This window comes from Pseudomonas sp. GW821-FHT02H06, assembly GCF_059421525.1.
Genome location: NZ_JBWKVD010000019.1, coordinates 52,401 through 77,204, shown reverse-complemented (window position 1 = coordinate 77,204; position 24,804 = coordinate 52,401). Strand labels below are relative to the sequence as shown.

General features: G+C 61.3%; 25 protein-coding genes and 1 pseudogene. 16 read left to right on the top strand and 10 right to left on the bottom strand.

The window, feature by feature from the left end; all coding sequences use genetic code 11:
* Nucleotides 1-87: 87 nt before the first annotated feature.
* Nucleotides 88-438 carry a helix-turn-helix domain-containing protein gene (locus tag AC07VF_RS23320; RefSeq protein WP_192173960.1) on the bottom strand — a complete coding sequence of 117 codons (351 nt, stop codon included), beginning with the start codon at nucleotides 436-438 and terminating at the stop codon, nucleotides 88-90.
* An 81-nt stretch (nucleotides 439-519) separates the two neighbouring features.
* Here AC07VF_RS23320 and AC07VF_RS23315 point away from each other — a divergent pair, with 81 nt between their 5' ends.
* From AC07VF_RS23315 to AC07VF_RS23260, 12 genes are all read left to right on the top strand, one after another.
* Nucleotides 520-750 (top strand): DNA-binding protein, encoded by a 231-nt coding sequence (locus AC07VF_RS23315; protein ID WP_495009988.1) that lies wholly within the window; start codon nucleotides 520-522, stop codon nucleotides 748-750.
* 395 nt (nucleotides 751-1,145) lie between these two features.
* Entirely contained in the window at nucleotides 1,146-1,298 is a 153-nt protein-coding gene (locus AC07VF_RS23310) for a hypothetical protein (protein WP_463581770.1), read from the top strand.
* Between the two features lie 38 nt (nucleotides 1,299-1,336).
* Nucleotides 1,337-2,422 (top strand): 3-deoxy-7-phosphoheptulonate synthase, encoded by a 1,086-nt coding sequence (locus AC07VF_RS23305; protein WP_495009989.1) that lies wholly within the window; start codon nucleotides 1,337-1,339, stop codon nucleotides 2,420-2,422.
* Between the two features lie 301 nt (nucleotides 2,423-2,723).
* Nucleotides 2,724-3,605 carry an esterase/lipase family protein gene (locus tag AC07VF_RS23300; RefSeq protein ID WP_495009990.1) on the top strand — a complete coding sequence of 294 codons (882 nt, stop codon included), beginning with the start codon at nucleotides 2,724-2,726 and terminating at the stop codon, nucleotides 3,603-3,605.
* A 108-nt stretch (nucleotides 3,606-3,713) separates the two neighbouring features.
* Nucleotides 3,714-3,995: a peptidylprolyl isomerase gene (locus tag AC07VF_RS23295; protein ID WP_122624576.1), complete on the top strand. Its 282-nt coding sequence runs from the start codon at nucleotides 3,714-3,716 to the stop codon at nucleotides 3,993-3,995.
* 212 nt (nucleotides 3,996-4,207) lie between these two features.
* Nucleotides 4,208-6,076: an extracellular solute-binding protein gene (locus AC07VF_RS23290; RefSeq protein WP_495009991.1), complete on the top strand. Its 1,869-nt coding sequence runs from the start codon at nucleotides 4,208-4,210 to the stop codon at nucleotides 6,074-6,076.
* Nucleotides 6,076-7,140 carry a microcin C ABC transporter permease YejB gene (locus tag AC07VF_RS23285; RefSeq protein ID WP_192131888.1) on the top strand — a complete coding sequence of 355 codons (1,065 nt, stop codon included), beginning with the start codon at nucleotides 6,076-6,078 and terminating at the stop codon, nucleotides 7,138-7,140. The genes AC07VF_RS23290 and AC07VF_RS23285 overlap by 1 nt, the downstream gene beginning before the upstream one ends.
* The gene (locus AC07VF_RS23280; protein ID WP_192173966.1) at nucleotides 7,140-8,162 is read left to right on the top strand and encodes an ABC transporter permease; all 1,023 of its coding nucleotides are present in this window, start codon (nucleotides 7,140-7,142) and stop codon (nucleotides 8,160-8,162) included. Before AC07VF_RS23285 ends, AC07VF_RS23280 begins: the two co-directional genes overlap by 1 nt.
* Nucleotide 8,163: 1 nt before the next feature.
* Entirely contained in the window at nucleotides 8,164-9,747 is a 1,584-nt protein-coding gene (locus tag AC07VF_RS23275) for an ABC transporter ATP-binding protein (RefSeq protein ID WP_495009992.1), read from the top strand.
* Nucleotides 9,748-9,810: 63 nt separating this feature from the next.
* The gene (locus tag AC07VF_RS23270; protein WP_346625944.1) at nucleotides 9,811-11,226 is read left to right on the top strand and encodes a sigma-54 interaction domain-containing protein; all 1,416 of its coding nucleotides are present in this window, start codon (nucleotides 9,811-9,813) and stop codon (nucleotides 11,224-11,226) included.
* A 257-nt stretch (nucleotides 11,227-11,483) separates the two neighbouring features.
* A complete protein-coding gene (locus AC07VF_RS23265) occupies nucleotides 11,484-12,875 on the top strand; it encodes a GntP family permease (protein ID WP_346625943.1) in 1,392 nt (463 codons plus the stop codon).
* Between the two features lie 10 nt (nucleotides 12,876-12,885).
* Nucleotides 12,886-13,656 carry a 3-hydroxybutyrate dehydrogenase gene (locus AC07VF_RS23260; protein WP_282372223.1) on the top strand — a complete coding sequence of 257 codons (771 nt, stop codon included), beginning with the start codon at nucleotides 12,886-12,888 and terminating at the stop codon, nucleotides 13,654-13,656.
* A gap of 266 nt (nucleotides 13,657-13,922) precedes the next feature.
* On the opposite strand, the gene AC07VF_RS23255 is transcribed toward AC07VF_RS23260, so the two are convergent.
* A complete protein-coding gene (locus AC07VF_RS23255) occupies nucleotides 13,923-15,089 on the bottom strand; it encodes a PilT/PilU family type 4a pilus ATPase (protein WP_495009993.1) in 1,167 nt (388 codons plus the stop codon).
* A 232-nt stretch (nucleotides 15,090-15,321) separates the two neighbouring features.
* Between AC07VF_RS23255 and AC07VF_RS23250 the strand changes: the two genes are divergently transcribed.
* Nucleotides 15,322-15,597: a peptidylprolyl isomerase gene (locus AC07VF_RS23250; RefSeq protein WP_037009819.1), complete on the top strand. Its 276-nt coding sequence runs from the start codon at nucleotides 15,322-15,324 to the stop codon at nucleotides 15,595-15,597.
* Between the two features lie 89 nt (nucleotides 15,598-15,686).
* Here AC07VF_RS23250 and kdgK read toward each other — a convergent pair whose 3' ends face one another.
* From kdgK to AC07VF_RS23210, 8 genes are all read right to left on the bottom strand, one after another.
* Nucleotides 15,687-16,628: a 2-dehydro-3-deoxygluconokinase gene (gene kdgK, locus AC07VF_RS23245; RefSeq protein WP_495009994.1), complete on the bottom strand. Its 942-nt coding sequence runs from the start codon at nucleotides 16,626-16,628 to the stop codon at nucleotides 15,687-15,689.
* A 12-nt stretch (nucleotides 16,629-16,640) separates the two neighbouring features.
* Nucleotides 16,641-17,846 carry an amino acid deaminase gene (locus AC07VF_RS23240; RefSeq protein ID WP_495009995.1) on the bottom strand — a complete coding sequence of 402 codons (1,206 nt, stop codon included), beginning with the start codon at nucleotides 17,844-17,846 and terminating at the stop codon, nucleotides 16,641-16,643.
* 45 nt (nucleotides 17,847-17,891) lie between these two features.
* Nucleotides 17,892-18,653, bottom strand: a complete 762-nt coding sequence (locus AC07VF_RS23235; RefSeq protein WP_495009996.1) for an IclR family transcriptional regulator — start codon at nucleotides 18,651-18,653, stop codon at nucleotides 17,892-17,894.
* A 152-nt stretch (nucleotides 18,654-18,805) separates the two neighbouring features.
* A complete protein-coding gene (locus tag AC07VF_RS23230; protein ID WP_074883073.1) occupies nucleotides 18,806-19,192 on the bottom strand; it encodes a RidA family protein in 387 nt (128 codons plus the stop codon).
* 24 nt (nucleotides 19,193-19,216) lie between these two features.
* Nucleotides 19,217-20,008 carry an amino acid ABC transporter ATP-binding protein gene (locus tag AC07VF_RS23225; protein ID WP_495009997.1) on the bottom strand — a complete coding sequence of 264 codons (792 nt, stop codon included), beginning with the start codon at nucleotides 20,006-20,008 and terminating at the stop codon, nucleotides 19,217-19,219.
* Nucleotides 20,005-20,667, bottom strand: coding sequence for an amino acid ABC transporter permease (locus AC07VF_RS23220; protein WP_282372235.1), 663 nt, complete (start codon nucleotides 20,665-20,667; stop codon nucleotides 20,005-20,007). Before AC07VF_RS23220 ends, AC07VF_RS23225 begins: the two co-directional genes overlap by 4 nt.
* Before the next feature lie 12 nt (nucleotides 20,668-20,679).
* Nucleotides 20,680-21,342 (bottom strand): amino acid ABC transporter permease, encoded by a 663-nt coding sequence (locus AC07VF_RS23215; protein WP_282372237.1) that lies wholly within the window; start codon nucleotides 21,340-21,342, stop codon nucleotides 20,680-20,682.
* A 75-nt stretch (nucleotides 21,343-21,417) separates the two neighbouring features.
* Complete coding sequence (locus AC07VF_RS23210) at nucleotides 21,418-22,266, bottom strand: transporter substrate-binding protein (protein ID WP_192173978.1); 849 nt, start codon at nucleotides 22,264-22,266, stop codon at nucleotides 21,418-21,420.
* A gap of 583 nt (nucleotides 22,267-22,849) precedes the next feature.
* On the opposite strand from AC07VF_RS23210, the gene AC07VF_RS23205 reads away from it, so the two are divergent.
* From AC07VF_RS23205 to AC07VF_RS23195, 3 genes and pseudogenes are all read left to right on the top strand, one after another.
* Nucleotides 22,850-23,218 carry an NUDIX hydrolase gene (locus AC07VF_RS23205; RefSeq protein ID WP_192173979.1) on the top strand — a complete coding sequence of 123 codons (369 nt, stop codon included), beginning with the start codon at nucleotides 22,850-22,852 and terminating at the stop codon, nucleotides 23,216-23,218.
* A gap of 230 nt (nucleotides 23,219-23,448) precedes the next feature.
* Nucleotides 23,449-24,225, top strand: a pseudogene (locus tag AC07VF_RS23200) (PAS domain-containing protein); the annotation flags it as partial.
* Nucleotides 24,226-24,309: 84 nt separating this feature from the next.
* Nucleotides 24,310-24,759: a methyl-accepting chemotaxis protein gene (locus tag AC07VF_RS23195; RefSeq protein ID WP_423571583.1), complete on the top strand. Its 450-nt coding sequence runs from the start codon at nucleotides 24,310-24,312 to the stop codon at nucleotides 24,757-24,759.
* Nucleotides 24,760-24,804: the final 45 nt, after the last annotated feature.

Below are 24,804 nucleotides of genomic sequence, written 5' to 3'. Positions count from 1 at the left end.
TACAACGATGCCGACAAACTATCATCATCGACCGCAAAACTTGATAAAAATCTTCAAACATACGACCGCTGAATCCCTCGCAAAGTATTAAGGCTTCCTATCCGGAGCATAGCTGCTCTGGTATTCAGCCAGGGTAGTCGTCAGCCGGCAGATGGCATCCTGCTCTTCCTTGCCGAGGGTGCGGTAACTGCCCACCATCCACTCCTCGTTTTCACTCAGGCTGACGATGGGCACGGGGGTGCGCGACCCCGTCAGCACGTACAACACATCAACACCGCGAAGGGCGACCCGGGCCAGGTAATCGGCCTTGGGCGTGCGCTCGCCGTTTTCATACTTGCCCTGTGCATTGGCTTCCACGCCGCCGATTTCACCGAATGCGCGTTGTGAAAGCCCCAAGCGCTCACGCTCTTCCCTAATTCGGGCACTTATTCCACTCATTTGAATGTATAGCCTTGTTGACATCACTCTTTTGAGTGATAGAATCGAAATAATTTGAACGAACTTGAACGGTTTTGAACTATGCCCGGAATCCGTACTGCCGCACAAGCCAAGGCTTGGCTGGAACAGCAAGGCAAATCGGTTCAAGAGTTTGCCAGGGAGCACAACGTGGACCCGGCGACGACCTATCAAGTGCTGTCCGGGCGAAAGAAGGGACGGCGGGGCGAGTCGCACAAAGTCGCGGTGCTGCTGGGAATGAAGATCGGCGTGATACCGCTTGAAGGCGGCCCTGCGAAAGTGCCTGAGAACTGAATCGGCATTTTGCCGTTTTAACTGCTTCTTGGTAAGCAGCCGGCCTCAATCACCCCGATTGCAATTTCCAATTGAAGAATCCGACGGGTCTGAAGTAAGCTCGGCGGCATTCCACGGAGACAGACCATGTTGCCTTCCCCTTTCACCCAGTTGTTCGCCGCCGACGGTTCACGTCTGGCCGAGCGTGCGGCTGCCTGGAATGCGACAGCATCTATCGCTCCTGCATCTTATTTTTATGGGTATTGGTTTAGCCACTGGCGCGCCTGATACCCACACGGCGCCCTGAACTTCGGGACGCCCACCAGAGATAACTCTCACCCCCGGTCGGCTTCCCGACCGGGGGTTTTGTTTTTCTGGGCCACCCATTTTTGACCGATTGATTTGAGGAACTGCACATGAACCACACCCACTATTACCGCTACGACACCGACTTCGCCTGGCGATTTAGCAACCTCCGCTCGGGACAGCCTGCCGCCTCCGATCGGTCACTGACAGGTGGCATCGCCCTGCTCACAGCCAATCCGGCCAATTGTCGAACACCCCAGTAGGTCCGCGCGGGAACGCCCGCCGACCAGGAAGCCAGCACATGAATTCGCCCGTAGTCCGCAACACCCTCATCGATCTGCCGTCCAGCGCCGTCACCCTGAATGACAGCTGCCCTGCCCCGAAACGCCTGCCCACGCCGTTCGCGCTGAAACATCAGCTGCCGCTGGACGCTGCCATGACCGCACAGGTCGCCGCCCACCGTCAGTCGATTCGCGCCATTCTCAATGGTGAAGATTCGCGCCTGCTGGTCGTGGTCGGCCCGTGCTCGATCCACGATCCCCATGCCGCCCTTGAATACGCCGAGCGCCTGGCCCGTCTGGCTGCCGAAGTCAGCGACCAGATGCTGCTGGTGATGCGCGCCTACGTCGAGAAGCCCCGCACCACGGTGGGCTGGAAAGGCCTGGCGTACGATCCCTCGCTGGATGGCAGTGACGACATGGCCGAGGGCCTGGTCCTGTCACGGCAGTTGATGCGTGAAATGGTCCGCCTCGGCCTGCCTATCGCCACAGAGCTGCTGCAGCCGATGGCGGCGGGTTACTTCGATGACGTCCTGAGTTGGGTGGCGATTGGCGCAAGAACGACCGAATCGCAGATCCACCGGGAAATGGCCAGCGGCCTCGGCGTGCCCACGGGCTTCAAGAACGGCACCGACGGCGGCATTTCCGTCGCCTGCGACGCCATTCGCTCGGCGGCCCACGCGCACCGGCATTTCGGCATGGATTCCCAGGGCCACCCGGCGATTATCGAGACGTCGGGCAATCCCGACACTCACATCGTGCTGCGCGGCGGTCACGGCGGTCCCAACTATGACGCGGCCAGTGTCGCCGCGGTGAATGCCAGCCTGGCGAAGCACCGCATGGCCGCGCGCATCATGGTCGATTGCAGTCACGCCAACAGCGGCAAGGATCCGCTGCGTCAGCCGGCCGTATTCAACGATGTGCTGCAGCAACGACTGGCCGGCGACCGAACACTGATCGGCATGATGCTGGAAAGTCACTTGTTCGAAGGCTGCCAGCCCTTGAGTGCTTCACTCAAATACGGCGTGTCAGTGACGGACGCGTGCCTGGGCTGGGAGTCCACCGAGCGCCTGCTGCGCGAGGGCGTGAACAGACTGCGCTACAGGTAACATTTGCAAACGGGAAGCCGGTGCCAGCCATGCGTCCGGCTTCCCTCCGCGGCGTCGTCGTTGTCAGCCACCGCCCGTCACAGCTAAGACGCCGATCGTGGGAAAGCGCCCCACCCACCCGGCGGATTTGGGCCGAAACGGCTGCGCCTTTTCCAGCCTCCCAGGCAACCAAGGCCTGTAGCGGTCAAAGGCCCTCCACAACCTGCCTCGACCGGCGCATTGCCATGCACCGCCGCGCCCTTCCCCTATCACTTCCGCTGGTTAAGCTCGATACCTCTCCGCCATTCAAGGAATGATCGACATGTACCGGGAAGTCACCACCAAGTACCCCCTTCTACTGGTCCACGGCCTGTTCGGTTTTGACCGGATCGGCAAGGTGGACATGTTCCATGCCATCCCCGAGGCGCTGGAGAAAGCCGGCTGCAGGGTTCATGTGCCGGCGCTGTCCGGCGTCCATGACAACGAAACCCGCGGCGAGCAGTTGATTGACCAGATCGAACGCTTCCTGCGCCGCACCGGTTACCTGAAGGTCAACCTGATCGGACACAGCCAGGGCGCGCTGACCTCCCGCTATGCCGCCGCGCTGCGCCCCGACATCGTGGCGTCGGTCACCTCGGTGAGCGGACCCAATCACGGCTCGGAAGTGGCCGATCGGGTACGTCGGGCGCTGACGCCCGGGGCGATGCCTGAAGCAGTCGCATCACGGATGGCCGCAGGTTTCGCGCATTTTCTTGCGCTGTTGAGCGGCAACGCGGACTTGCCCCAGCACCCGATTCAGGCGCTGGATGCGCTGACCACCGAGGGCGTAGCAGCGTTCAACCGCAAGTATTCCCAAGGGCTGCCATCGACGTGGGGCGGCGAAGGCGCCGAACGGGTCAACGGCGTTCACTATTACTCGTGGAGCGGCTGCATCGACGGATCGCTGTTGTCCGAAGGCCGCAATGCCATGGACCCGCTGCACCTGGCATTGCGCAGTTACGCGCTGCTGTTCGAGAAGGAAGCTGCATCCAATGACGGGCTGGTGGGCCGCTTCAGCTCCCACCTGGGCAAGGTGATCCGCTCCGACTACCCGATGGACCATGTGGACTCAATCAATCAGAGCGCCGGTCTGGTCCGCAAGCAGGTCGATCCGGTAAAGCTGTACGTGGACCATGCCGGTCTGCTGTTCAGCAAAGGTCTTTGAGCGACGATGTCGTCTGTCACGGCAAGACAAAGGCGCCTGAACTTTCTCGGGAAACGCGGCCCTTATTCCGGTACGCTCGTTTCTTTTTTTTTCACAGGAGTCATCAAAATGGCCAAAGCCACTGCCCGCCACATCCTCGTATCCAGCGAAGAGAAGTGCAACGAACTCAAAGCTCAGATCGAAGGCGGCGCTGATTTCGCCGAAGTCGCCAAAGAGAACTCCAGCTGCCCGTCCAGCCGTCAAGGCGGCGACCTCGGCTCCTTCGGGCCGGGTCAAATGGTCAAGGAATTCGACACCGTGGTGTTCAGCGCACCGGTGAACGTCGTCCAGGGCCCGGTGAAAACACAGTTCGGTTATCACCTGCTGGAAGTGACCAGCCGCCAGGACTGATCCTCCGCGCTGCTGCACGAACGGCCCGCCCTTGAAAGCGGGCCGTTTGTTTATCGGATCCCTGCTCCAGCGCTGTATTGTCCGGTTACAAAGGCTTCGGCTTTGCGGTACCTTGCCACCGGGGTAACCAATAAAAAAACCGGAACGGCCAGCCGCGCCGTCATGACCTTCAACCCTGATATTGGTCACCAATGTCAGTCAGGATTCGTGCAATGCGTTTTGTTTTGTCATCGCTGATGGTTGCAACACTCGTCCTCGTTTCAGGTTTTCAGGTTCTGTCCGCCGCCCCTCAACACGCGTTGACCGTTTACGGCGAGGCGCCACGCTATCCGGCGAATTTCGAACACTTCGATTACGTGAATGCCGCCGCTCCGAAAGGCGGGAGCATGCGCCGCTCGGCGCAGGAAATCGGCCAGTTCGATCACATCATGCCGTACCTCGACAAAGGCACCGGCGTCTCCCAGGTCAACGGCTTGCTTTACTCGCCCCTGGCAGTCAAGTCGCTGGACGAGCCCTACACCGTGTATGGCCTGATCGCAGAGAAAATGGAGCGCGCTGCCGACGGCATGTCATTGCGTTTCTACCTGAGCCCCAAGGCGAAATTCTCCGACGGCTCGCCCATCACCGCCGAAGACGTGCGCTACACCTACAACCTGCTGATGACCCAGGGCAGCCTGTCGTACCGCACCGAGTTTCAAGACGTCAAAGGCCTCGAAGTCGAGTCGCCGACGCAGATCCGCTTTGATTTCAAAAGCAGCGAAAGCCGCACCCTGCCGCTGGATCTGGCCTCGCTGCCAGTGTTTCCCGAACATTGGTGGAAGGACCGCGACTTTGCCAACGGCGGCGGCTTCGAGATCCCGGTGGGCAGCGGCCCGTATCGCATCGGCAAGGTCGACCCCGGTCGCAGTGTCACCTTCGAGCGCAACCCCGACTGGTGGGGCAAGGACTTGCCGGTCAATCGCGGCCAGTACAACTTCGATCATTTCAGCGTCGAGTATTTCGGCGACACCGACGTCGCCCGTCAGGTGTTGCGCGGTGGCGGTTACGACTACAACCGCGAATATTCCGCCACCGGTTATTCGATCGGCTATGACAGCCCGGCCTTGACCGAAGGCCGTCTGCAGCGGGCGCACCTGGCCAAGGGCGCGGTGCAGAGCTCACAGGGTTTTATCTTCAATCTGGACCGTCCGAAGTTTCAGGACCGTCGCGTGCGTCAGGCGCTGGCGATGCTGTGGGATTTTGAGTGGACCAACAAACAGATGATGCGCAACGTCTATGTGCGCCAGAACAGTTACTTCTCCAACAGTGATCTGGCGGCGACAGCGCTGCCCACCGAGTCCGAGCTGAAGATTCTTGAGCCGTTGCGCGGTCAGGTGCCGCCGGAAGTCTTTACCACGGTGTTCCAGACGCCGAAAACCGATGGCAGCGGCTTCATTCGCGACAAACAGCTGCAAGCCCTGGCGTTGCTCGAAGAAGCAGGCTGGATGCCCCAGGGTGACAAGCTGGTCAACGCCCAAGGCGAACCGTTGAGTTTTACTTTTCTCAACGGCCAGAGCGGCTTCGAGAAAATCCTGCTGCCCTACAAGCGCAATCTGGCGCAGATCGGCATCGATTTCGAAATCCGCCGCATCGACTCGGCACAGTACCTGAACCGGGTCATGGCCCGGGATTACGACATGATCGTCACCGGCTATGGCGTTTCGACTTCTCCCGGCATGGAGCTGTACAACAACTTCGGCTCGAAAGTCGCCACCGATTCCGGCTCCAGCAACTACATGGTCCTGCGCGACCCGGCCGTGGACACGCTGATCGAGGGCCTGGCCAAGGCCGACAGCAAGCCCGCGATGATCGATTACGCCCATGCCCTGGACCGAGTGCTGCAGTGGGGTTTCTACTGGATTCCCAACTATTACCCGCCCGGCTCGTCCACGGTGTGGTGGAACCGATTCGGCATTCCCAAGGTGCAGGCCAGCAACAGTGAGGCCATCGACACCTGGTGGGAAGTCAGCCCCCAGGCACTGACCAACGAAGAGTTCGCCCGACAACGGGGCGCTTCGGCCATTCCCTCGGAGGTCAAGTAATGCTCGGCTACCTGATGAGGCGCCTGCTGCTGATCATTCCGACGCTGCTGTGCATTCTGTTGGTCAACTTCTTCATCGTGCAGGCCGCGCCCGGCGGGCCGGTCGAGCAAGCCATCGCCAAGCTGCAAGGGGTGGCCGGGGGCACGATTGGCGCCGGCCACACCGAAACCATGAACGCCGGCCAGTCCCGGGCCAGTCGCGGCCTCGATCCCAAGCTGATCAAGGAAATCGAGCATCAATACGGCTTCGACAAACCCTTGCATGAGCGCTTGTGGCTGATGCTGAAGAACTACGCGCAGCTGGATTTCGGCAACAGCTTCTTTCGCGGCGCCAAGGTGACGGACCTGATCCTGCAGAAAATGCCCGTCTCTATCTCACTGGGGCTGTGGGCAACATTGATTACCTACCTGGTGTCGATCCCCCTGGGCATCCGCAAGGCGGTCAAGCACGGCAGCCACTTCGACATCTGGAGCAGCACGGCCATCATCATCGGTTACGCGATGCCGGCCTTTCTGTTCGCCATGCTGCTGGTGGTGCTGTTTGCCGGCGGCACGTCGCTGAGCTGGTTCCCGGTGCGCGGCCTGGTGTCCGAAAACTTTGATCAATTGAGCACCCTGGGCAAGATCGCCGACTACTTCTGGCACCTGGTATTGCCGGTGACGTCGCTGGTGATTGGCGGCTTCGCGACGCTGACCATTCTGACCAAGAACTCCTTCTTGAACGAAGTCACCCGCCAGTACGTGGTGACCGCCCGGGCCAAAGGCCTGAGTGAGCGGCGGGTGCTTTACGGCCACGTTTTCCGCAACGCGATGTTGCTGATCGTGGCCGGCATTCCCCAGGCGTTCATCAGTGTGTTCTTTGCCGGTTCGTTGATGATCGAAGTGATCTTCTCCCTCGACGGCCTCGGCCGCATGAGCTACGAAGCCGCGGTGTCCCGGGACTACCCGGTGGTGTTCGGTTCGCTGTTCATCTTCACGCTGTTCGGGTTGCTGATAAAGCTGGTCGGGGACATCTGCTACACCCTGGTCGACCCCCGAATCGACTTCAGCGCGAGGAATGCGTGATGCGCAGACTGTCTCCGGTGGCTCGCCGTCGCTTCGAGCGTTTTCGCAATAACCGCCGCGGCTGGTGGTCGCTGTGGCTGTTCTGCGGGCTGTTCGTGCTCAGCCTGTGCGGCGAACTCATCGCCAACGACAAACCCCTGGTGCTGAGTTATCAGCACGAACTGTATTTCCCCGCCTTCAAGCGCCACACCGAGCAGGAATTCGGCGGCCAGCTGCCGTTTCAGCCGGATTACCGCAGCGATTACGTGCGTCAGCTGATCAGCAAGGGCGACGGCTGGATGCTGTTTCCGCCGATCCCGTTCAGCGATGACACACCCAACTATGACCTGAACAAGCCTGCGCCGAGCCCGCCCTCCTCGATCAACTGGCTGGGCACCGACGATCAGGCCCGGGACGTGCTGGCCCGGGTGATTTTCGGCGCGCGGGTGTCGATTCTGTTTGCCTTGGCGCTGACCTTCATCAGTGCGCTGATTGGCATCGCTGCCGGCGCATTGCAGGGCTATTACGGCGGCTGGGTGGATTTGCTCGGCCAGCGCCTGCTGGAAGTCTGGTCCGGCCTGCCGGTGCTGTACCTGCTGATCATTCTGTCGGGCTTCGTCGAGCCGAATTTCTGGTGGCTGCTGGGGATCATGGCGCTCTTTTCATGGCTGGCGCTGGTGGACGTGGTGCGCGCCGAGTTCCTGCGCGGGCGCAATCTGGAATACGTCAAAGCGGCGCGCGCGCTGGGATTGAGTGATCGCAAGGTGATCCTGCGGCACATCCTGCCCAACGCGATGAACGCGACCCTGAGCTATCTGCCGTTCATTCTGACCGGGGCGATTTCCACGCTGACCGCGCTGGATTTCCTCGGCTTCGGCATGCCCGCCGGCAGCGCGTCCCTGGGCGAGCTGATCGCCCAGGGCAAACAGAACCTGCAGGCGCCATGGCTGGGCTTCACGGCATTTTTCACACTGGCGCTGATACTGTCGCTGCTGGTGTTTATTGGCGAGGCCCTGCGGGATGCCTTCGACCCGAGGTCCTGAGATGTCCGAAAACCTGATCGAAATCCGCGACCTCTCGGTGTCGTTCAACGGCCACACGGTGGTCAAGCACCTCAGCCTGGACATCCCGGCCGGCGAGTGCCTGGCATTGGTCGGCGAGTCGGGCTCGGGCAAATCGGTGACTGCCCACTCGATCCTGCAACTGCTGCCCCAGGCCGGCACACTGAGCACCGGCAGCATTCGTTATCGCGGCAAAGAGCTGGTCGGCGCCGATGGCAACGTCATGCGCGAGCTGCGGGGCAATCAGATCGCGATGATCTTTCAGGAGCCGATGACATCGCTGAACCCCTTGCACACCGTGTCCCGCCAGATCGGCGAAACCTTGTTGCTGCATAAGGGGATGGCCGGCAAGGCAGCCCAGGCGCGGATCATCGAGCTGCTGGAGCTGGTCGGCATTCAGCACCCGAAGAAGCGCCTGAAGGCCTACCCCCATGAGTTGTCCGGCGGTCAACGCCAGCGAGTGATGATCGCCATGGCGCTGGCCTGCGAGCCGGAACTGCTGATTGCCGATGAGCCGACCACGGCGCTGGACGTGACGGTGCAGCGCAAGATCCTGCTGCTGCTCAAACAGCTGCAGCAACGGCTGAACATGTCGCTGTTGCTGATCAGCCACGACCTGAATCTGGTGCACAGCATCGCCCAGCGGGTGTGCGTCATGCGCGCCGGGGAAATCGTCGAGGAGTCCAATTGCCAGCTGTTGTTCAAGAACCCGCAACACCCTTACAGCCGCTTGCTGCTGGACGCGGAACCGGCGGGCGAGCCGTTGCCCCGGGACACCCGCGAGAAGGTGCTGGAGGTCGACAACCTGCGCGTCTGGTTCTCCCTCGGCGGCGGGATTTTCAACCGGCACCACGAGTACCTGAAAGCCGTCGATGACATCAGCCTGAGCATCGAGCGCGGCAAAACCCTGGGCATCGTTGGCGAATCCGGCTCGGGCAAGTCGACACTTGGTCAGGCCATCCTGCGCTTGCTGGAATCCCGTGGCAGTATCCGCTTCAAGGGTCATGGGCTGGACAGCCTGAATCAGAAGCAGATGCGCCCATGGCGCAAGCAGATGCAGGTGGTGTTTCAGGACCCTTACGGCAGCCTCAGCCCGCGCATGTCGGTGGCACAGATCATCAGCGAGGGCCTGGAAGTTCACAGCGACCTGGACAAGGTCAGCTGTGAGGCCGAAGTGATTCGCGCGCTGGAGGAAGTCGGCATCGACCCGTCGAGCCGGCACCGCTACCCCCACGAGTTTTCCGGTGGGCAGCGGCAACGTATCGCCATTGCCCGCGCCCTTGTGCTTAAACCTGCCTTGATATTGCTCGACGAACCGACCTCTGCGCTGGATCGCACCGTGCAGAAGCAGGTCGTCGCGTTGTTGCGTCAGTTGCAGGAACGGCATGGCCTGACTTACCTGTTCATCAGTCACGACCTGGCGGTGGTCAAGGCGCTGGCCCATGACCTGATCGTGGTCAAGGACGGCAAGGTGGTCGAGCGCGGCGCGAGCCATGATGTGTTCGATGCGCCACAGCACCCCTACACCCGGGAATTGCTGGCGGCAGCACACCCCGGTTTCAACTGAAGCCATTTTGAATCTGTAGTCTGTGCGGCCAGATGCCGAGGAACAGGAAGGACGGAACCGCACATGAAAGACAGTGAGAGCCTGAAGGATTACCGACGCGTTCGGCGACTGGCGATTCGTTCGCTCTTCGAGATCATCGAGCAGTCCAGCGAAGGCACGGTCATCGTCGACCGCGACGCGCGCATCGTCTGGATCAATGAGCGCTACGCACGCCGCTTTGGCCTCGAAGACCCCAGCCGCGCGGTGGGTCAGCCCTGCGAACAGGTGATTCCCGGCAGCCTGCTGCGTCAGGTGGCGAGCAACGGTCAGCCGATTCTGCTGGACATGATGGACACGGCGAAGGATCCGCTGGTGGTCATGCGCCTGCCGATTCATGACGACGGCGGCGCGGTGATCGGCGCCATCGGTTTTGCGCTGTTCGATGAGCTGCACGCGCTGTCGCCGCTGCTCAAGCGCTATTCAAGCATGCAGCAGGAGCTGGCCTCGACCCGCTCCCTCCTGCGCGCCCGTCAGGCCAAATACAGTTTTGCCCACTTCATCGGCACCAGTGCCGCCAGCCTGGAAGTCAAACGCCGCGCCCGGCGCAGCGCCAGCACCGATTCGCCGGTGTTGCTGCTCGGTGAAACCGGAACCGGCAAGGAGCTGCTGGCCCACGCCGTGCACAATAGCTCGCCACGGGCGCACAAACCCTTCATCAGCATCAACAGCGCGGCCATCCCCGAAGCGTTGCTTGAGGCGGAGTTCTTTGGCACCGCCCCCGGCGCATTCACCGGCGCCGACCGCAAGGGGCGCCAGGGCAAATTGCACCTGGCCGAGGGCGGCACGCTATTTCTTGATGAGATCGGCGATATGCCCCTGCCGCTGCAGAGCAAGCTGCTGCGCGTACTGCAGGAAAAAGAGTACGAGCCGGTGGGTTCCAACGAAATGATCAAAAGCGATGTGCGCCTGATCGCGGCGACCTCTACGGATCTCGAAGCGGCGATCAAGCGTGGGGAGTTTCGCGCTGACCTGTATTACCGGTTGAGCGTGTTGCCCATCCAGGTGCCGCCGTTGCGCGAGCGTCTGGATGATATTCCGGCGTTAACCGAAGCGATTCTCGAGGACCTGCGCAGCCAGCACGAACTGGCGCCTGCAGCCATGACCGCCCTCGCACAGCATGCCTGGCCGGGCAACATTCGCGAGCTGCGCAACGTGCTCGAACGTGCGGCATTGCTCAGCGACGATCTGCAGCTCAATCCCGGCGACATCCGCGCGGCCATCGGCACACTGGTTCCCGTGACCAGTTCGCCGGCAACGGCCTCGTTGGCGTCCAATGATCAGACGTACAGCGAGGCGCGGCAGCATTTCGACCGGGAGCTGATTCAGGCGAAGCTGGCGCAGTGTGCGGGGAACGTGATCCTCGCGGCCCGGCAGCTGGGACTGGGGCGATCGACGCTGTACAAGAAAATGGCAGCGCTGGGGATCGCCGAGTCTCAATAGAGAGACTGGCTGTCCATGATGCTGGACTGATCGATGGAAGCCTTGATCCAGAGCTGTCGCCAGCAAGGGCAACGGGTTAGTCACATGCCGAATTCCACAGTCGTGGTCTCATTTCCTGGACGAATCCGACCCCTTGCCCTGACGCCAACGAGCAAATCTCTTAGGAATCAGCCAGTTAGCGCACTGGCATGAAAGTAGCTATACCTCCTGTTGCGCGGCCTCGCCGCACCCAAAACAAAAACAATAGGAGACACTCGATGAGTGTGATCATCGCTTTAGCGGCCCTTACGCTGCTGATGCTGGCTGCCTACCGGGGTTACAGCGTCATCCTCTTTGCCCCCATCGCGGCCCTCGGTGCCGTACTGCTCACCGACCCCTCTGCCGTGGCGCCCGCCTTCACCGGCGTGTTCATGGACAAGATGGTGGGCTTCGTCAAACTCTACTTTCCGGTGTTTCTGCTCGGTGCCGTGTTCGGCAAGCTGATCGAGCTGTCCGGTTTCTCGCGCTCCATCGTGGCGGCAGCCATTCGCCTGCTCGGCACCCGCCAGGCGATGCTGGTGATCGTGCTGGTCTGCGCGCTGCTGACCTATGGCGGCGTATCGCTGTTTGTGGTGGTGTTTGCGGTCTACCCGTTCGCCGCCGAGATGTTCCGCCAGAGCAACATTCCCAAACGGCTGATTCCGGCGACCATCGCCCTCGGTGCGTTTTCGTTCACCATGGACGCCCTGCCCGGCACCCCGCAGATCCAGAACATCATCCCCTCGACCTTCTTCAACACCACGGCGTGGGCGGCGCCGTGGCTGGGCCTGATCGGCACAGCGTTCGTGTTCAGCGTCGGCATGCTGTTTCTGCAGCGCCAGCGCAACAAGGCCCAGCGTGCCGGCGAAGGCTACGGCACTGAGTTGCGCAACGAGCCGGACACCCCGGACGACATCGCCCTGCCCAACCCGTGGATCGCACTGGCGCCGCTGTTGCTGGTGGGGATCATGAACCTGCTGTTCACCCAGTGGATTCCCCAGTGGTACGGCAAGACCCACACTTTGGCGCTGCCGGGCATGGCAACGCCGGTACAGACCGACATCGCCAAGATCACCGCGATCTGGGCCGTGGAAGCGGCGTTGCTGGTGGGGATTGTGTCTGTGCTGCTGTTCGCCTTCAAGACGGTGAAATCGAAGCTGGCCGAGGGCAGCAAGGGTGCGGTCAGCGGTGCACTGCTGGCGGCCATGAACACGGCCTCGGAATACGGTTTTGGCGCTGTGATTGCGTCGTTGCCCGGATTCCTGGTGCTGGCTGACGGGCTCAAAAGCATTCCCAATCCGCTGGTCAACGAAGCGATTACCGTGACCTTGCTGGCGGGGATCACCGGTTCGGCATCCGGGGGCATGAGCATTGCGCTGGCGGCGATGTCCGATAGCTTTATCGCGGCGGCCCACGCGGCGAACATTCCGCTGGAGGTGTTGCACCGCGTCGCGGCGATGGCCAGCGGCGGGATGGACACGCTGCCACACAACGGCGCGGTCATCACCCTGCTGGCGGTCACCGGGCTGACCCACCGCGAGGCGTACAAGGACATCTTCGGCATCACCCTCATCAAGACCCTGGCGGTGTTCGTAGTGATCGGCGTTTTCTATGCAACCGGCATCGTATGAGGAATTGAACATGAGTCTGCAAGGCAAAACCGCACTGGTCACCGGCTCCACCAGCGGCATCGGCCTGGGCATCGCGCTGACGCTGGCCAAGGCCGGCGCAAATCTGGTGCTCAATGGCTTCGGCGATGCATCGGCGGTGATCGAGCAGGTCAAGCAGTACGGCGGGAAAGTCGGCCACCACCCGGCGGACGTCAGCGATGTCGCGCAGATCGCCGACATGATTGCCTACGCCGAGCGGGAGTTTGGCGGCGTCGACATTCTGGTCAACAACGCGGGGATTCAGCACGTCGACGCGGTGGAGGATTTCCCGGTGGAGAGCTGGGACAAGATCATTGCCATCAACCTGTCGTCGGTGTTTCACAGCACGCGGCTGTGCCTGCCGGGCATGCGTGCCAAGGGCTGGGGGCGAATCGTGAACATCGCATCGGTGCATGGCCTGGTGGGGTCGACGGGCAAGGCGGCGTACGTGGCAGCCAAGCACGGCGTCATCGGGTTGACCAAGGTGGTCGGCCTGGAGACGGCGGCCAGCAATGTCACCTGCAACGCCATCTGCCCCGGGTGGGTGCTGACGCCACTGGTGCAGAAGCAGATCGATGATCGCGCTGCGCAGACCGGTGACCTGGAACAGGCCAAGCATGACCTGCTGGCGGAGAAGCAGCCGTCGCTGGAATTCGTGACCCCTTCGCAGCTGGGGGAGTTGACGTTGTTTCTCTGCAGCGAAGCGGGCGCGCAGGTGCGTGGCGCGGCGTGGAATATCGATGGCGGGTGGCTGGCGCGGTAGACAGGGCAAGCCCAGTAGGACTGGCTTTAGCCGGGAAAGCGTCGGTCGCTACACCTCGAAATGTATGGTGCTCAAACCGGCCCATTCCCGGCTGAAGCCGGTCCCACAAGGGTACGCGGACATCAGTGGGACTGGCTTTAGCCGGGAAAGCGTCGGTCGCTACACCTCTAAATGTGTGTTGCTCAAACCGGCCTATTCCCGGCTGAAGCCAGTCCTACAAGGGAAGGCGTCGGTGATGACACCGCAGAATCATAGACGAGGAAACCTCAACTCCCCGGCTCATCCCGCTCATCCACCAGCCCCCAGTCCTTCACATTCACCTGCGCAGCGGGCTGGGGCGCGCGCGGCGCGGTGGCGATGGTGGATGGCCCGTCTTCGCTGTGCAACTTCAAACGCAGGCGCACGTTGTTGGCAGAATCCGCATTCTTCAGGGCCTCGTCTTCGGTGATCGCGCCCTCCACCGCCAAGTCATACAGCGCATTGTCGAAGGTCTGCATGCCGAGGTTGGTGGATTTCTCCATGATGCCCTTGAGCTCGGTCAGCTCGTTGCGGTGGATCAGGTCTCGAATGGTCGGCGTGCCGAGCATCACCTCCACTGCCGCACGGCGCTTACCGTCGGTGGTCTTGACCAGTCGCTGCGAGACGAACGCCTTGAGGTTGTTGCCCAAGTCATGGAGTAACTGCGGGCGGCGCTCTTCGGGGAAGAAATTGATAATGCGGTCCAGCGCCTGGTTGGCGTTGTTGGCGTGCAGCGTCGAGATCGCCAGGTGGCCGGTGTCGGCAAAGGCCAACGCGTGCTCCATGGTCTCGCGGTCGCGGATTTCGCCGATCAGGATCACGTCCGGCGCCTGGCGCAGGGTGTTCTTCAGCGCCGCATGGAAGCTGCGCGTGTCGACGCCCACTTCGCGCTGATTGATGATCGAGCGCTTGTGCTTGTGGATGAACTCCACCGGGTCTTCGATGGTGATGATGTGGCCGCTGGCGTGGCGGTTGCGGTGATCGATCAGCGCGGCCAGCGAGGTCGATTTACCCGAACCGGTGGCGCCGACGAACAGCACCAGGCCGTGCTTCTCCATGATCACATCGAGCAGGATCGGCGGCAGGTGCAGGTCTTCGAATTTGGGGATGTCGAGCTTGATGTTGCGCGCCACGATGGACACTTCGTTGCGCTGCTTGAAGATGTTGATGCGGAAACGCCCGACACCGGACAGGGAAAACGCCAGGTTCATTTCCAGATCCCGTTCGAAATCCACGCGCTGCTCGGCGTCCATGATCGCGTTGGCGATCAGGCCGACGTCGCCGGGTTTGAACGCTTCCGTGCCCAGCGGCTTGAGCACGCCGTTGAACTTGGCGCAAGGGGGCGCGCCGGTGGACAGGTAAAGGTCCGATCCATCCTGGGTGGCAAGCACCTTCAACAACGCCGGAAAATCCATAAGGCAACACCGCACATGAGGTTTGAGGAGACTGCAGGCCTACAGTGTGTCGACCTTCGGCCGGTTTCAACGTTCGGGCTGTTTAACTGCCGGTCAGAGCTGTTTGAACAGCCGGGTCAGGCCTGTCTCAGCGCCGAGCCACACGTTCGTCCGGTCAAGGTGTGGGAAATTACCCGAAATCGCGCAGCAAAGGCATAATGCGCGGCTTTTTTATCGAGACGTCCGGACCATCATGAAAGCCCAAGCCCGTCACATTCTGGTCAAGACCGCTGAAGAAGCCGAGCAACTGAAGCAGCGCATCGCCAAGGGCGAGGCGTTCGACGTGCTGGCGAAGAAGTATTCGACCTGCCCGAGCGGAAAGCGCGGCGGCGATCTGGGTGAGGTGCGACCGGGCCAGATGGTCGGCGCGATTGACCAGGTGATTTTCAAAAAGCCGTTGCGGACCGTGCATGGTCCGGTCAAAAGCAAATTCGGGTATCACCTGGTGCAGGTGTTTTATCGGGATTGAGGGGCTGTCTCTGCAATTTTGTGGTGATCAGACTGGCCCCTTCCCGGCTGAAGCCGGTCCCACAGAGTGCGCGAACCCAGCGGCCTGCCTCAGACCGGCATCACGCTGCGCGGTATCAAAGCGCCCGGGTGCTGAATCACCAGGCTCGCCAACTGATGCCCGGCGTTGGCCGCATCTTTTGGACCCCCGCCGCGCAAACGCCGAGCCAGATACGCGGCGCTGAATGAATCCCCCGCCGCCGTGGTGTCGATGACTTTCTGCACGGCATGCGCAGGCACTTCATAACGCCGGTCATCGACGCTGACCAGACAGCTCTGCGCCCCGCGCTTGACCACCACCTCGCTGACCCCCATGGCCCGATAGGTCTGCAGAATCTGATCGCCGTCGGCGTAGTCGAACAGCGCCTGCTCGTCGTCCTCGGTCAACAGCGCCAGATCCACCTCGTGCATGACCGCGCGATAGGCCTGCCGCGCCTGTTCGACGCTGCGCCACAAGCGCGGCCGGTAATTGTTGTCGAACACCACCCTCGCCCCTCGGTCCCGGGCATCGCCAAGGGTCGAGAGCAGCCGCGCCCTGCCCGTTTCACCCAGCACCGCCAGGGTGATGCCGCTGAAATACAGCACGTCGTAATCCGGCAGCGCGGCCAGCACCGGCTCGGCCGCCGGCGTGGTGAAGCATTCGCGCACCGCCGCCTCGTTGCGCCAGTAGAGAAAACGTCGCTCCCCGTTGGCGTCGGTCTGAATGCAATACAGCCCCGGCAGCCTCCCCGGCAGACGCTGCACCCGACTCAGACCAATGCCCTCATCCTTCCAGACCTGGCACATGGCGTCGCTGAAACTGTAATCGCCCAGCGCCGTGACGTAATCCACCTGCGCCGCCGAACCCAGCAGGCGCGACAGGTACACCGCGGTGTTCAGCGTGTCTCCGCCGAAGCTCTGCTTGAGCGTGCCGTTGGCGTGCTGTTGCAACTCGATCATGCATTCGCCGATCAGCGCGACGCGCGGATAGCTGTGACTGACCATTTCACTCATCGCAGACTCCTGTCAGAAGCAGGTATCGAAGGATTCGATGACGCACAGATCATCACCCACCAGGCAACCCGTGCGCCATTTGTCGAAGGTCAGGCACGGGTGCGAGGTGCCGAACGAAATGATATCGCCCACTTTCAATTCGCAACCGGGGGCGACGGTCATGAACGCGTGCTGGTCCATCACAGCAGTGACTTTGCAGGCGCTGACGTCCTCGCCAATCGCCGGCACCGCCCCCGGCGCATAGCGTTTGATCGGGTTGGGCATGCCGGCATCGAACGCCACGTCGCGTTTGCCCATGGCGATCACCGCAAAACCCGGCTCCGGCATCGATTGCACATGGGCCCAGACTTCCATCGCTGGCTGCAAGCCCTCGCTCAGGTCGTGACGTCGATCGAGCACGCAGCATTGCGCGTCTTTGTAGATGCCGTGGTCGTGGACCACGTAACTGCCGGGGCGCAACACGCTCAGGAAACGCTCGCGCACCTGCTGTTTGTCGAATTCTTCGGCGATCAGGTCGTACCAGGCCGAGCCCGAGGCTGTGACGATCGGGCGATCCAGCGCAAACGCGCCCTTGTCCTGCAGCGTCACGGCCAGCCGCACCAGCGACGTGGCGAACGCGCGAATGCCGCTCACCGCTTGGTCACCATGAATCACGCCTTCGTAGCCTTCGATCCCGGTCAGCTTCAGCGCCGGTTGTGCAGCGATGGCGTCGGCCAGGGTCATGACCTCGGCTTCACTGCGGCAGCCGCAACGTCCACCGACCACGCCGTACTCGATCATCACATTCAAGTTCAGGCCCCTGGCGGCGAAGAACTCGCCCAGCGCCTTGACGTTGTCCGGATGATCGACCATGCAGTGAAAGTCGAACATGGAGTCAGTGAGCATCTCGGCGATGATCGCCATGTTCGGCGCGCCGACCAGCTGGTTGGCCATCAGCACGCGACGCACGCCGTGGGCGTAGGCCGCGCGGGTCTGCACCGCCGTGGCGAGGGTCATGCCCCACGCGCCGTGCTGCAACTGCCGCAGAAACAGCGCCGGGACCATGCTGGTCTTGCCGTGGGGCGCGAGCTCGGCGCCGCTGTCACTCACGAACTTCTGCATCCAGCGCAGGTTGTGCTCCAGCGCCGTGTCGTGGATCACCAGCGCGGGCAGGCTGACGTCGCGCACCAGGTGGTCGCCGGGTTGCGTGGCGCCTTTTTCAATCGCGGCAATGCTCATCTCTGTTCTCCTGAATTTTTTGTTCGAGTGTACGTAAGGCCAACGTTATTCGATGACGCGCCGGGCCAGACCGTTGGCGCTGTCGATCAACACGCGCCGGTAATGATCGTAGTGGGCAGTGGCGTCGGCGCGCGGGGCGACAATGCACAGGGTCGCGATGCAGATGCCCTGTTTGTCCCGCACCGGCGCGGCGAAGCAATGGGTGAATGTGTCGGCGATGCTGTCGAAGGAAAAGAAGCCGTCGTCGTGGGCCTTGCGGATCTCGGCGAGAAACGTCTCGATCGGCAGGCGCTGGCCGTCCGGAAGGATGAAGTCCTCGTCGTCGATCAGGTCGATGATCGCCTGATCGGTGAGGTGCCCGAGCAGCAGCCGCCCCGAGGCGGTCCACGGGATCGGCGCGTCCTCGCCGATGTCCGACGAAATACGAAAATGCCGCGCGCCTTCTTTCATCAGCGCGACGGTGTATTTGCGGCCGTTGAGCAGGCACATCTGCGCGGTTTCCCGGGTCTGCTCGACGATTTCACCCAAGCTGACTTCGGCCTCGCGAGTGAAGTCGAAGTGACGCAGATGCGCCTGCCCAAGGAAGTACAACTGCCGGCCCAGGTACACATGGCCATCCTTGCCGACGGTCTCGAGGATGCGCCGCTCCAGCAGCGAACTGACCAGCTCATAGACCGTCGATTTCGGGCTGCCGATGCCGCTGGCGATCTCGTTGGGCCGCATCGGCGTGCCGGTTTCCTTGAGAAAATCGAGAATATCGAACGCTCGGTCTAAACCACGGGCCCGGCGTTTGATGTCTTCGGTCATAAGAGCAGCTCCAGGCTAAAGGGCGCGGATGCAAAAAGCGCCTTCAGCCTTTAAAAATGGGGTAGGCAATTGAGCTGCAAGCTTCAAGCGGCACGTGTTGCATCAGCGCTCTACCGACTTGCAGCTTGCAGCTTAAAGCTTGCCGCTGCTCCTTACTTTTTCTTGTAGGCAATGCAATCGATCTCGACCTTGCAGTCGACCATCATGTTGGCCTGCACGCAGGCGCGGGCCGGGGCATGTTCCGGGGAGAAGTACTCGCCGAAGACCTTGTTGAAGCTCCAGAAATCACGGGGGTCTTCCAGCCACACGCCAACGCGCACCACGTCTTCCAGGCCGTAACCGGCCTCGGTCAGGATGGCCACCAGGTTCTGCATGGTTTTATGGGTCTGCTCGACGATCCCGCCGTTGATGATCTCACCGTTTTCGGCCGGCACCTGCCCCGACACATGCAGCCAGCCATCGGCTTCGACGGCGCGGGCGAATGGACGTGGCTGGCCGCCACCTGCGGTGCTGCCAGCACCGTAACGAGTAATGCTCATGAAAATCTCCTTTGATTGAGCGTCTTAAAAACGAATGTTCTTGAGAAATTCAGCCAGACGCGCTGACTTGGGTTGTTCGAATAAGGCCTTGGGCGGGCCCTGCTCTTCGATGCGGCCCTGGTTCATGAACACGATCTGATCGGACACCTCGTAAGCGAAGCGCATCTCGTGGGTCACCAGCAGCATGGTCATGCCCTCTTCCGCCAGGCCCTTGATCACGCTGAGCACCTCGCCCACCAGCTCCGGGTCCAATGCCGACGTAACCTCGTCGAACAGCATCAGGCTCGGGTTCATGGCAATGGCGCGGGCAATCGCCACGCGCTGCTGCTGGCCGCCGGACAACTGGCCGGGAAAGTGATTGCGCCGCTCCAGCAGGCCCACGCGCTCCAGCCACTTTTCGGCCAGCGCAACGGCCTGGTCCTTGGGCAGCTTTTTTACTTTGAGCAGGCCGAGGGTAACGTTCTGCAGCGCGGTCAAGTGCGGGAACAGGTTGAACTGCTGAAACGCCATGCCGGTCATCGCCCGGTGCTGCGCGATGAGTTTTTCCGGATGACGCACGCGCTTGCCACTGACGTCGCTGTAGCCGATGTCCTGACCTTCGAGACGAATGTGCCCGCCCTGAAATTCTTCCAGCAGATTGACGCAACGCAACAGCGTGGTTTTGCCCGAGCCGCTGGAGCCGATCAGCGTCACCACGTTGCCTTTGTTCATCGTCAGGTCGACGCCCTTGAGCACTTCAACCGGGCCATAGGATTTGTGCAGCCCTTCGATGCTCAACAGAGCCGGGGCGGCAGGTGCGGTTTGAGTCTGTGTCATGGCAAGGCCACCCGTTTTTCGATTTGCCGCCCAAGAAGCTCGATGGCGTAGTTGATGACGAAGAAGAGAAAGCCGGCGAACAGGTAAAACTCAAGGGTCATGAAGTTGCGCGCGATGACCTGCTGGGTGCTGAGCAGCAGCTCGGCCACGCCGATCACCGACAGCAGGGTCGAGGCCTTGACGATCTCCGTCGACGAATTGACCCAGGTCGGCAATATCTGCCGCAGCGCTTGAGGCAACAGCACATAACTGAGGGACTGACCGAACGTCAGGCCGATGGCCTTGCCGGCTTCCAGTTGCCCGCGCGGGATGGCCTGCAAGGCACCGCGCACGATCTCGGCGACATGGGAACCGCAAAACAGCGTCAGCCCCAGCGCACCGGCCTGGAACGCGCCGATCTGCCAGCCCAGCGCCGGCGCCATGTAAAAGCAGGCCAGCACCAGGACAAACACGGGCGTGCCGCGAATCAGATCCACGTAGGCGCGAAACGGCAGGCGCGCCCACCATTTGCCGTAGGTCAGGATCAGCCCGGCAAACACGCCGATCACAGTGCCGAACACGATCGCCAGTCCCGCGCACTGCACGCTGGTGAGAAACCCTGCCCACAGCGCCTCTCGGGCGATCCACAATTCATGCAACCAACTGGGTTGTTCGTACATGGTCCTGGCCTCCTAGCGGCGAATCGCCAGACGCTGCTCGAGGTAACGCAGCAGCATGGCAATGAGGTAACAGGCCGCGACGTACAGGGCCGTGGTCACCAGCCAGGTTTCAATCACCCGGTAGCTCTCGACGTTGATCTTGCGCGCGTAATAGGTCAGTTCCGGCACCGCGATGGCGGCGGCCAGGGACGTGTCCTTGAACAGCGAAATGAAGTTGTTCGACAGTGCCGGCAGCACATTGCGCAGCATCACCGGGACCACAATGTACGCACGCACCTGCCATTCGCCGAGGCCGATCGCCAGCCCTGCTTCGCGCTGGCCCTTGTGAATGCTCAGCAGCCCTGCACGGAACACCTCGGTCAGGTACGCCCCGGCATACAGCGATAGGGTGATGATGAACGACGGGATCTTGTCCAGACGAATACCGAGCCCGGGCAAGGCGAAGTAGATCAACAGGATCAGCACCAGAATCGGCGTGTTGCGCACCACGGTGACGTAAACCGACGCCACGATGCGCAGGGCCCGATAGCGCGACAGCATCGCAAACGCGGCCATCATGCCGATCACGCATCCGATGGCGATGGAGATCAGGGCCAGTTCCAGGCCGAGCCCCAGCCCCGCCAGCAGACTGGGGAAATCCCGCCAGACCGCTGCAAAATTCAGCTGATAATTCATGGTCAGCAGTACCTGGGGCGGGACGGCACCACGGCCGTCCTCGCCCGCTTCAGTGGGCGACGCAAGCGGCGCGGGTTATTTGTATTCCATCGGGAAACCGATCGCAGGGGTCGGCAGGTCCACGCCGAACCACTTCTTGAACGACTCGGCATACATCGGGAACTCGACCCCGGTCATGGCTTCATGCAGGGCGGTGTTGACGAAGTTCAGCCAGTCCTGATCACCACGCTTCACGGCGCAGGCGTAGGTCTGCGGGCTCCAGGCGAACGCGGGCGAGCGATAGCGACCGGGGTTCTGCACCATCAGGTATTTCACCGACGACTGATCGGTGGCCGCCGCATCGGCACGACCGGAGTTGATGGCCTGGTACATCAGATCGACGCTGTCGTACTGATCAACCTTCGCCTTGGGCAGCGCCTGATGCACGAGCTCTTCGGCGTAGACGTTTTGCAGCACGGCAACGGTGACGCCATCGCCGGCGCCTTTCAGGTCATCGATTTCCTTGTACTTGCTGTTGGTCGGCAGCAACAGCGCGACGCCTTCGCGGTAGTAAGGCAGGGTGAAGGCCACCTGCTGGGCGCGGCTGGCGGTGACGGTGATGAACTGGCAGCTCATGTCGACTTTGTCGGTCAGCAGGTTCGGGATGCGCGCGTCGGAAGACTGCACGACGAACTCGACTTTGCTCGGGTCATTGAACAGGCCCTTTGCGACGATCCGCGCGATGTCGATATCAAAACCCTGCAACTTGCCGTCTGCACCCTGGAAGTGCCAAGGGGCATTGGTGCTCCCCGTACCCACGATCAGATGGCCACGTTGCAGAACGCTGTCGAGCTTGCTGTCAGCGGCGTACGCCGTCGTCGCAAACGTCGCTGCTGTTATCAGGGCCAGTGCACAAGCTTTCAAAGAAAGGGATCCGCGCCACATGAGAGAAACTCCGCCGGTTGTATTTATTCCGCTATAGCGGAACACTGTTTGCCACAACGGAATAGACAGCAGAAAGTGTGCCACAGACTCGGGCAGTAAAAGAAGGCGCAAGAATCACCGGTGTTTTCAATCACATGGGTGCAGAGCCAAGTGCGTGCAGGTCGAAACCTGGCGCGGGCCGAGAGAATTCAGCGCTACGGATCACCCCACGCAGTGAGCATTGGGCCCCATCGGTGTGCGGGCCGCGCCAGAAACGCGCATCACGTCTCACCTCCGCCGACCGTTCATCGCGCCAAGGGCACGATCGCCTTGGTGTGACCCCTAAGCATCGCGCCACTTCAGTAGTGGCACTTTGGGCTGTGCTGGGTCCAGCCCAGGCCGCTACAACACGCCGCCGGGCGGGTTGACGAAAATCTCCCCCCATTCCAGCTATGGTTTTGCTGTGACCGGCCGATTTATGTGGAGGTCAAGGGAACATTGGCACCGTTACTGCTTCAAACGTCTTTATGAAGCTTTTATGACAACCGCGTGAACATGCACGGACGGCAGGCGCTTTTACGGGTTGTACGGTGGAGGAACGCCAATGAAAGAACGAGCCACAGTCATTTGCCGCAGGGACAATCAGATCCTCTACGTGCGCAAATCCAAAGCTCGCTGGAACCTGCCGGGCGGCAAGGTCGAAGCCGATGAATCGCCCGCGCAGGCGGCTGCGCGAGAACTACGTGAAGAGACCGGACTGATCCTGGAAGACCTGGCGTACATCACCCGGTTTGAAGGCGGCACTGTGTTGCACCACGTGTTCGAAGTGTCGGTGACGATGATCGCCACCCCTGCCCCCCATAATGAAATTGCCGACTGCAAGTGGTTTACCACTGAAGAGCTGGGCAGCCAGAAAGTCAGGCCTTCTGCGAAGTCCATCGTGAAGGCTTTTCTGACCAACGCTATTTATTAACTGTTGTTGAGAGGTGTTCACAGGTTTTTCACATTGAGGGCGGTAGTCTTCAATTGCTCCTCCAAGACTGACTTTAAGCCCGCACCCCCCATCGCGGGCTTTTTCTTGTCCGGAATTCCTTGTCAGCGCCCTCCTTTTATCCACGCATGATCTATACACATTCTGACGACCGGGCTTAATTTCGGCATACGAACGCCGACATCAAGCAGAGGATATCCAAGGAGCGGCAGATGTTTAATTCCAAAGTCAAAAAGCAGGTGGCCACACTAAGCTCGGAGCTGGTCACGCTCAAAAATTTTCATGACGCCCTCATGCAGGAGATGCTGTCGCTGACGGTGGATTCCGACCTGCGCATCACGGACGCCAACAGCAAGTTCTGCGCAGCAATCGGTTACTCCCACGATGAACTGGTCGGCAACCCCATGGCGGCATTTATCCCTTCCTACGTGGCGACCATGCCATGCTTTCGCAACTTCAAGGCCGCAGCCACCAGCGGCACGGCAGTGACCGACGACTACCGCTTCGTCAGCAAAGGCGGTTCGCTGATCTGGCTTCACGCCACCTGGTCGCCGTTGAAAGATGAGCAAGGTCGCCTCGTCGCCTTCAAATGTCTGGCCACCAACGTCACCGCCGAAGTCAACAAGGCCCGGGAAAACGAGTCGTTCATCAACGCCCTGCTGCGGTCGACAGCGGTCATCGAATTCGACCTCGGCGGCCACGTGCTGAAGGCTAACCAGTCCTTCCTCCAGGAAATGGGCTACAGCCAGGATCAGATTCTCGGCAAGCACCACAGCCTGTTCTGTGATCCGAAATTCGCCGCCACCGAAGACTACAAAGCGTTCTGGAAACGCCTGAACAACGGTGAGTTCGTGGCAGACCGGTTCAAACGCTTGAACAGCCGTGGCGATGAAGTCTGGCTGGAAGCGACGTACAACCCGGTCCACGACACGCAGGGCAAACTTTACAAAGTGGTGAAATTCGCCACTGTCATTACTGATCAGGTACATCGCGAAGCGGAAATCAGCGTCGCGGCGGGCACTGCCTTCGAAATCTCCCAGCGCACCGATGTCTCGGCCCAGCGTGGAGCAGCGGTGATCAACAACACTGTGGAAACCATGAACGGCATTGCCGACCAGATGCTTTCCGCCTCCCATGGCATGGAAGCGCTGGGCAAGCAATCGCTGCTGATCAGCACCATCGTGCAAACCATCGGTGGCATCGCCCAGCAGACCAACTTGCTGGCGCTCAATGCCGCCATCGAAGCGGCCCGCGCCGGTGAACAAGGGCGTGGCTTTGCCGTCGTGGCGGATGAAGTGCGTCAGTTGGCCGGGCGCACCAGCACGGCCACCGAGGAAATTGTCGCGGTGGTGCAACAGAACCAGAAACTGGTGGATGACGTGGTCAAGGACATGGGCAGCACGCGGGTTCAGGCCGAACAGGGCCTGTCGCTGGCCAACCAGGCGGGCAGCGTGATCGTGGAAATTCAGGAGGGCGCGCGGCAGGTCGTGGGGGCGGTGCAGCGGTTTACCCACCAGCTCTGACGGCCTCGGCTGCATCTTTTCGACGATCGGCCCCATGGCAAATGG